We start from the raw sequence: 7,518 nt of genomic DNA on the forward strand, positions 1-7,518 counted from the left end.
CAGACATGTACCGTTACGATGAGTTCGACCAAGATTTCGTCCAGGCTCGCGTCGCCGAGTTCAGCGACCAGGTCGCACGGCGGCTTGCCGGCGAGATCACCGAGGATCAGTTCCGGCCGCTGCGGCTGATGAACGGCGTCTACCTGCAGCTTCACGCCTACATGCTGCGCATCGCGGTGCCCTACGGCACGCTGAACAGCAAGCAGCTGCGCATGCTCGGCCACATCGCCCGCAAATACGACAAGGGCTACGGCCATTTCACGACGCGCCAGAACATCCAGTTCAACTGGCCGGCGCTGTCGGACATTCCGGCGATCCTGGCCGATCTGGCAAGCGTCGAGATGCACGCTATCCAGACCAGCGGCAATTGCATCCGCAATGTCACTGCCGACCACTTCGCCGGTGCTGCGGCCGACGAGGTCGCCGATCCGCGCCCCTACGCCGAAATCCTGCGCCAGTGGTCGTCGGTGCATCCAGAGTTTTCGTTCCTGCCGAGGAAATTCAAGATCGCGGTAACCGGCGCCGAGCGCGACCGGGCCGCTATCCAGACGCATGACATCGGCCTGCACCTGAAGAAGAATGCGGCCGGCGAACTCGGTTTCGCGGTCTATGTCGGCGGCGGTCAGGGCCGCACGCCGATGGTGGCCAAGAAGATCCGCGACTTCCTGCCCGAGGCGGATCTGTTGTCCTACTGCACGGCGATCCTGCGCGTTTACAACCTCTACGGCCGCCGCGACAACAAATACAAGGCGCGGATCAAGATCCTCGTCCACGAGACCGGCGTCGAGGAGATCACCCGTCAGGTCGAGGCCGAATGGCAGGAGCTGAAGGACCAGGATCTGAAGCTGCCGGAAGCCGACATCCGCGCCATCGATGCCTATTTCGCGCCGCCGGCGCTGATCGAGCGGCCGGAAGGCGACGAAGCGGTCAAGCTTGCCCGGCTCGATTCGAAGAGTTTCTCGGAATGGCTCGACCAGAACGTGGTGACCCATCGCCATCCCGACTACGCGGCGGTGACCATCTCGCTCAAGGGCATCGGCGAAGCGCCGGGCGATGCCTCGGACAGCCAGATGGAAGCGGTCGCCGACATCGCAGAGAAATACTCTTTCGACGAGTTGCGTGTCAGCCATGAGCAGAACCTGATCCTGCCGCATGTGGCGCGCGCCGACCTCAAGGCGGTCTACGATGCGCTGGTCGGTGTCGGACTGGCGACGGCCAACTCCAACCTGATCACCGACATCATCTCGTGCCCGGGGCTCGACTATTGCGCGTTGGCCACGGCGCGTTCGATTCCGGTGGCGCAGGAAATCTCGCGCCGCTTCGCCTCGCTCGAACGTCAGCGTGACATCGGCGAACTGAAGCTGAAGATTTCCGGCTGCATCAATGCCTGCGGCCACCATCATGTCGGCCATATCGGCATCCTCGGCGTCGAGAAGAAAGGCGCCGAACTCTATCAGGTCACGCTTGGCGGTTCGGCCGATGAGAATACCTCTGTCGGCGAGATCATAGGTCGCGGCTTCAGCTCGGAAGAGATCACCGACGCCATCGAGCGGATCGTCGAAACCTATCTCGGACTTCGGCTCGACCCCAAGGAAACATTCATCGACGCCTACCGCCGTGTCGGTCCCGCGCCGTTCAAGGAGGCGCTCTATGCTGGCGAAGCCAAGGCCGCTTGACCGGATCGTCGACGTCGAGGCCGGCATCGCTGCCGAAGCGGCCGGGCTCGACGCACTCCATGGTCATCTAGGCCCGCTAGAGATCATCGAGCGGGCGGCCAGCGAATTCTTTCATGGTGAGATCGCCGCCGTTTCATCCTTCGGCGCCGATTCAGCCGTGCTGCTGCACATGATCGCCAAGATCGACCGCACCCTGCCGGTGATCTTCCTCGACACCGGCAAGCATTTCGAGGAGACGCTCGGCTATCGTGACGCGCTCGTCGCCGATTTCGGGCTGACCGATGTCAGGGTGATGAGGCCTGATCAGGCGGCGCTCGAAAGAATCGATCCAACCGGCAATCTGCACCAGACCAATACCGACGCCTGCTGCGATGTCCGCAAGGTCGAGCCTTTGGCGCGCGGCGTCGAGCCGTTCCGTGCCTGGTTCACGGGCCGCAAGCGCTTCCAGGCCTCGACGCGCGCGGCGCTTCCCGTCTTCGAGGCGGTCGGTTCGCGTATCCGTATCAATCCGCTGGCGCACTGGACGACCGCCGACCAGGCCGATTACATGCGCTCGCATGCGCTGCGGGAAAACCCGCTGGTCGCCTATGGTTATCTGTCGATCGGCTGTTTCCCATGCACGCAGCCGGTGCAGCCGGGCGAGGACGCGCGCAGCGGTCGTTGGGCGGGACACGCCAAGACCGAGTGCGGCATCCATTTGTCGGGCCTGGAGAAGTCGCTGACCGACGCATCGCTTTAGGGTATGTTGATATTCAGGTGATGCCGGCCTGCAAACGGCGGTTTCCTGCGCTTCCGGTGCTCACGTACCCAGAAGTACGCTCCGCTCCGGATCTCGGAAGCCACCATTTTCGGCTCGGCCTGACCTGAATCTCAACACACCCGAGAATTCTTTTTGGCCTTAGGAACTTCTTGATGACCGAACCGAAACCGGAGACCGCCATCCGCCTCTGGACCCCGACGGGTTTCCGCGAGGACGAGTGGGCTCATGCCGAGAGTGCCGATGCACTGTCAGGCAACGGTCGTTTCATCCTGCCGCTGCAGGCGTTTCTCGAGCTCGACCCGCAGTTGCGGCGGTCGGCCAAGGAACGCATTGGCGTGCTGCTCCAGCCCGGCGACGAGCTCGACAAGATCGCCGGCCTGCTGGACCAGCTGTCGCTGGTGGCGCTAGCTTTTCCGGCCTTCAATGACGGACGCTCGTTCTCCAAGGGTGAGTTGCTGCGCAGCCGCCACCATTTCGAGGGCCCTGTCCGCGCCACCGGGCAGGTTCTCGTCGACCAGCTGCCGCATATGCTGCGCCTCGGCTTCGACGAGTTCGAGGTCTCGCACCCGGTGTTGCTGAAACGGCTCGAAGAAGGCCGCATCGGCGGACTGCCGTTGTCCTATCAGCCGACCGCCAAGCCGGAAGCGAAGGGGCCAAAATATTCGTGGCGGCGCGAGCGCACTGTCTGATCACAATCTCCGGCGTATCCCCGGCCAAATCAATCTGGTCCGACCAATTGTGCGATTCGCACTTTTCCTTCGGTCATCTTCCCCTTAGGATAGGTCCATTATTTCGCGCTCCGAAATAAGTTGCCACCAAGGGAGGAACCGGAATGGCAGGCAAAAAGATATTGATGCTCGTTGGCGAGTTCAGCGAGGAATACGAGATTTTCGTCTTTGAACAGGCCATGCATGCGGTTGGCCACACGGTCCATGTCGTCTGTCCCGACAAGAAGGCGGGCGACATATTGAAGACGTCGCTGCACGACTTCGAAGGCCACCAGACCTATACGGAAAAGCTCGGCCACGATTACATCCTCAACAAGACGTTTTCCGAGGTCAACCCGGCCGAATACGATGCCGTTTATGCGGCGGGCGGACGGGGGCCGGAATACATCCGCATCGACAAGCGCGTGCAGGCGCTGGTGCGGCATTTCCATGAGACCGGCAAGCCGATCTTCACCATCTGCCACGGCGTGCAGATCCTGATCGCCGTCGACGGCGTGGTGCGCGGCCGGGAAGTCGCGGCGCTGCAATATTGCGAGCCGGAAGTCACACTGGCCGGCGGCATCTATATCGACGTAACGCCGACCGGCGCTCATGTCGACGGCAATCTGGTGTCGGCCAAGGGCTGGCCTGGGCTGGCCGCCTTCATGCGCGAATGCCTGAAGGTTCTCGGCACCGAAATCCGCGACGGCAAGATGCTGATGCGCGACGAGCGCAAGGCCGCTTGATCTGAGTCTTGGATAAAACCGCCGCACTGGAGGGAGGTGCGGCGGTTTTATGCAGCCATCCGTGCTTCGCGGAACGACACCAGCTTCCTGCGGCTCTCATCCCACAGCGCCAGCTTGACGCAGCGCAGGCTGTCGAGAAGCGTGACGCGGCCGATGTCGCGCAGTTCCGGATGATCCCTCAACACCTCTTGAAGCCGGTAGCATGGCACCTTGGCGGAGAGGTGGTGCACGTGGTGGACGCCGATATTGCCGGTGAACCAGTTCAGCACCGGCGGCAGGTCGTAGTAGGACGAGCCGTGCAGCGCAGCATGCTGGAATTCCCATTCGGTGTCGTTTACCCACTCCGTCTCCTCGAACTGGTGCTGGACATAGAACAGCCAGACACCAGCCGAGCCGGCGAGGATGACGATCGGCAAGTGGACGACCAGGAACGCGCCGAGGCCGACGAACCAGATAAGCGCCGCAGCCGCGAGTGCGATGGCGAGATTGGTGGCCATGGACGACACCCAGGGCGTGAGGCCGCCCCGCATCATGCCGAGCGGCAGCCTTTGCTCGAAAATGAAGATCCATGTCGGGCCGAGCCCGAACATGACCAGAGGGTGGCGATAAAGACGATAGGCAAGGCGGCCACGCCAAGGCATTTGCCGGTATTCGGCGACGGTCAATGTCGTGATGTCGCCCGTGCCGCGCTGGTCGAGATTGCCGGCGCTGGCGTGATGGGTGGCGTGGGCGCGCCGCCAGCAATCATAGGGCGTCAGCGTCAGGACGCCGAGGCCGCGGCCGATCCAGTCGTCGGCGTAACGATTGGCAAAGAAGGAGCCATGGCCGCAATCGTGCTGGATCATGAAAATCCGCACCAGAAAGCCGGCTGCCGGGACGATGAGGATCAGACCCCACCAATGGCCGTAGGAATAGGCGGCCGAAGAGAGCGCCCAGAGCGTGACGAAAGGAATGAGCGTGATGGCGAGTTCGATGGCGCTGCGCCGCCTGTCAGGCTTCTTGTAGCGAGCCAGAACCTTCAACCACGCACGCTTGCTGTTGGCAGCGGCCTCGGGGGAAATCATATTCATCAGAAACCATAGTCAGGGTGTCGGGCTGCCGCAAGGCACAGTTCACGCAGAATTACTGCGCGTATTGTCGCGCGACGACCATTGCGATACGAAAAGGCAGCCTGGCGCCATAACGGCCCGTGCCGTTTATCGGCGGGTTTTTACTGCCGGCGCTTTCTGGCGGGGTTCGCTCCAGCCGTGCTTGCTTCTATGCCGTCCAGCCGGTCGAGCAGTTCCCTGAAATGGTCAGGTATGTCGGCCTCCATACGGAATGCCGGCAGAGCGCGCAGAAAGCGCGTCGTTGCCTCGTTACCGAACTGGCGCCTGATGTCAGCCGCCAGCCCCTCGCGGCTGTCGCCATTGTTGCGGGTCATCGTTCCCAAAATCCTAAATCTGGTTTCGAAACTCCTCCAGCCCGGGAATGGTTCCCGCATCGCAGCACGCTTGCAAGCAATGCCGGTGGTTACAGTAAAATTTGAATTAATATAGAAAGGTCTTCACAGTCTGCCGCCGAAGCTAGAACTGGCAGCTGCCCGATATCGCTTGCCCCTTGATTTTTGGCCGCTAAACCTCGATATCGGGCGCAAATCCATACCATTTGAAATGACGGGAAATGGCGATGAGCGACCAGGCAAAAGACGAACGCGCGCCCGAGGATATCGAAACGGCCGAGACCGCTACCGAACGCACGGAAGGCAGCCTCGACGGCGACTATGAAGCGCTTGTGCGGCTTCTGAAGGAAAACGAGGAACTGAAGGACCGCGCGCTGCGCGTTGCGGCCGAGATGGAAAACCTGCGTCGCCGCACCGCGCGCGACGTGCATGACGCACGTGCCTATGCGGTCGCCAACTTCGCCCGCGACATGCTGTCGGTATCGGACAATCTGCGCCGCGCGCTCGATGCCATCCCGGCCGAGACCAAGGCATCCGGCGATGCCGGCTTCAAGGCGTTGATCGAAGGTGTCGAGATCACCGAGCGCGCCATGTTGTCGGCGCTGGAGCGGCACGGGGTAAAGAAGCTCGAACCGGAAGGCGAGAAATTCGACCCGAATTTCCACCAGGCGATGTTCGAGGTGCCAAATCCCGACGTCCCCGCCAACACCGTCGTCCAGGTCGTGCAGCCAGGCTATTCGATCGGCGAACGGGTGCTGCGGCCGGCCATGGTCGGCGTTGCCAAGGGCGGTCCAAAGCAAGCGGCGGGCGAAGCACCCGTCGAGCCGGGGCCTGTCAATGAGCAGGCTGAGAAGGATGCGTGAACGGTGGTGAGTAGCGAATAGTCAGTAGGAAATAGCAGCAGCCACATGGCTTCGCTCTATCGTCTATTCACTATTCATTCACGCCGCGAAGCGTTGCGCTTCCCCGCCATAGTAGTTGACGTAGCGCGCGCCGATCTCCTTGACCGGCATCACCACGAACACGTCGACAGTCGAGAATTCGTGGTCGATGACGCAGCCGTCGCCAATGCGGGCGCCGACGCGCAGGTAACCCTTGACCAGCGGCGGCATTGACGCGATAGCCGCCTTGGCGTTGACCGCCTCGATCGGCATCAGGTCCATGGAGCAATAGCGACCGCTAACCGCCCTTACGTCCCAGGCCGAATTGGTCCGGCAGTGATGGGCAAGATAGGTGAGCGCCTCGGCATGCGCCGCCGGCACGATGCCGTGGAACGAGGCGCAGCCGGTCATCACGCCGATGCCGTAGTGGTTGATATAGGCCCATATGCCTTGCCACAGCGCTTCGATGGTGCGTTTCGAGCGGTATTCCGGCAAGACACAGGAGCGGCCGAGTTCGAGGAAGCGCTGGCCGGGATGGCGGGCAATCAGCTTGGTCAGTTCGAACTCTCCTTCGGAATAGAAGCCGCCTGCGGCCGCCGCGATCTCCTGCCGCAGCAGACGGTAGGTGCCGACGATGCGGCGGTGCTCGGGACCGGAAAGCGAATTATCGAAGACGAGCAGATGGTCGCAGAGCGGGTCGAAGCGGTCGGCGTCGCGCCGGTCCTGCGCCTGGAACAGGTCCTTCCTGGCACCGAGCTCGTCATAAAATACCCGGTAGCGCACTTCCTGGGCAGCGGCGATCTCGGCCTCGTTGCGGGCGAGCCGCACTTCGAGGTTGCCGATACGGCCCAACGGTGCGCCTTTTGTGACGGCATCGACGTTCCGCCCGGCGAGCAATGCACCGCCGGCGTTCGGTCGAGTGTCACATTCCGGCATAACTGTATGCACGAGTGATTCTCCTTCGAGCCATCCCTCTTGGCACGGGGATACGGTGTAGGTGCAACAGGATTGTGACAGTACCGTGATACGGCTCAGCGGGCAATACTTCGTCGGCTGAGGACAGGGCTTCGAACTCGGGTTAACGCGCTTTAGGGATTGCGGTTGATCTGATTCCATGGGGCTTCCATGATTCGGAGCCCTGTCATGACCATTGCCGCCCTCGAAGGATTTGAGAAGCCACGCCTGAAGGCGCTGCTGGAGCATTTTTCAGCCATTGAAGATCCGCGTGAGCCATGGCGGGTGGCACATCCGCTGCCGGAAGTGCTGCTGCTGGTCGTCTGCGGCACGATCTGCGATTGCGACGACTA

At 61.9% G+C, this 7,518-nt stretch carries 9 protein-coding genes; 6 read left to right on the plus strand and 3 right to left on the minus strand.

Going from position 1 to position 7,518, the window contains the following annotated elements:
- The first annotated feature begins 5 nt into the window (after positions 1 to 5).
- The 4 genes from EN859_RS06755 to EN859_RS06770 all read left to right on the plus strand — a co-directional run bounded on the left by EN859_RS06755 (position 6) and on the right by EN859_RS06770 (position 3,889).
- Entirely contained in the window at positions 6 to 1,676 is a 1,671-nt protein-coding gene (locus tag EN859_RS06755; RefSeq protein ID WP_127852328.1) for a nitrite/sulfite reductase, read from the plus strand.
- On the plus strand, positions 1,651 to 2,415 hold the full coding sequence (locus tag EN859_RS06760) for a phosphoadenylyl-sulfate reductase (RefSeq protein ID WP_127852327.1): 765 nt from the start codon (positions 1,651 to 1,653) through the stop codon (positions 2,413 to 2,415). Before EN859_RS06755 ends, EN859_RS06760 begins: the two co-directional genes overlap by 26 nt.
- 173 nt (positions 2,416 to 2,588) lie before the next feature.
- Positions 2,589 to 3,125, plus strand: coding sequence for a DUF934 domain-containing protein (locus EN859_RS06765; protein WP_127852326.1), 537 nt, complete (start codon positions 2,589 to 2,591; stop codon positions 3,123 to 3,125).
- Between the two features lie 143 nt (positions 3,126 to 3,268).
- Positions 3,269 to 3,889: a DJ-1/PfpI family protein gene (locus EN859_RS06770; protein WP_127852325.1), complete on the plus strand. Its 621-nt coding sequence runs from the start codon at positions 3,269 to 3,271 to the stop codon at positions 3,887 to 3,889.
- Positions 3,890 to 3,936: 47 nt separating this feature from the next.
- Here EN859_RS06770 and EN859_RS06775 read toward each other — a convergent pair whose 3' ends face one another.
- Together EN859_RS06775 and EN859_RS06780 are read right to left on the minus strand one after the other, a co-directional pair.
- Positions 3,937 to 4,959 (minus strand): fatty acid desaturase, encoded by a 1,023-nt coding sequence (locus EN859_RS06775; RefSeq protein ID WP_127852324.1) that lies wholly within the window; start codon positions 4,957 to 4,959, stop codon positions 3,937 to 3,939.
- A 140-nt stretch (positions 4,960 to 5,099) separates the two neighbouring features.
- On the minus strand, positions 5,100 to 5,312 hold the full coding sequence (locus EN859_RS06780) for a hypothetical protein (RefSeq protein WP_127852323.1): 213 nt from the start codon (positions 5,310 to 5,312) through the stop codon (positions 5,100 to 5,102).
- 245 nt (positions 5,313 to 5,557) lie between these two features.
- Here EN859_RS06780 and grpE point away from each other — a divergent pair, with 245 nt between their 5' ends.
- On the plus strand, positions 5,558 to 6,193 hold the full coding sequence (gene grpE / locus EN859_RS06785) for a nucleotide exchange factor GrpE (protein ID WP_127852322.1): 636 nt from the start codon (positions 5,558 to 5,560) through the stop codon (positions 6,191 to 6,193).
- A gap of 78 nt (positions 6,194 to 6,271) precedes the next feature.
- Here grpE and EN859_RS06790 read toward each other — a convergent pair whose 3' ends face one another.
- A complete protein-coding gene (locus EN859_RS06790; RefSeq protein ID WP_127852321.1) occupies positions 6,272 to 7,159 on the minus strand; it encodes a GNAT family N-acetyltransferase in 888 nt (295 codons plus the stop codon).
- Between the two features lie 195 nt (positions 7,160 to 7,354).
- Here EN859_RS06790 and EN859_RS06795 point away from each other — a divergent pair.
- Positions 7,355 to 7,518 (plus strand): transposase family protein (locus EN859_RS06795; RefSeq protein ID WP_245525501.1); only part of this gene is annotated, 164 nt, incomplete at its 3' end.

Source organism: Mesorhizobium sp. M00.F.Ca.ET.216.01.1.1, assembly GCF_004010325.2.
Taxonomy (GTDB): Bacteria; Pseudomonadota; Alphaproteobacteria; order Rhizobiales; family Rhizobiaceae; genus Mesorhizobium.

Bases quoted from the DNA above. Each gene is read 5' to 3' on its own strand.
- EN859_RS06755 (WP_127852328.1), top strand. From the start codon at position 6: ATGTACCGTTACGATGAGTTCGACCAAGATTTCGTCCAGGCTCGCGTC.
- EN859_RS06760 (WP_127852327.1), top strand. From the start codon at position 1,651: ATGCTGGCGAAGCCAAGGCCGCTTGACCGGATCGTCGACGTCGAGGCC.
- EN859_RS06765 (WP_127852326.1), top strand. From the start codon at position 2,589: ATGACCGAACCGAAACCGGAGACCGCCATCCGCCTCTGGACCCCGACG.
- EN859_RS06770 (WP_127852325.1), top strand. From the start codon at position 3,269: ATGGCAGGCAAAAAGATATTGATGCTCGTTGGCGAGTTCAGCGAGGAA.
- EN859_RS06775 (WP_127852324.1), bottom strand. From the start codon at position 4,959: ATGAATATGATTTCCCCCGAGGCCGCTGCCAACAGCAAGCGTGCGTGG.
- EN859_RS06780 (WP_127852323.1), bottom strand. From the start codon at position 5,312: ATGACCCGCAACAATGGCGACAGCCGCGAGGGGCTGGCGGCTGACATC.
- grpE (WP_127852322.1), top strand. From the start codon at position 5,558: ATGAGCGACCAGGCAAAAGACGAACGCGCGCCCGAGGATATCGAAACG.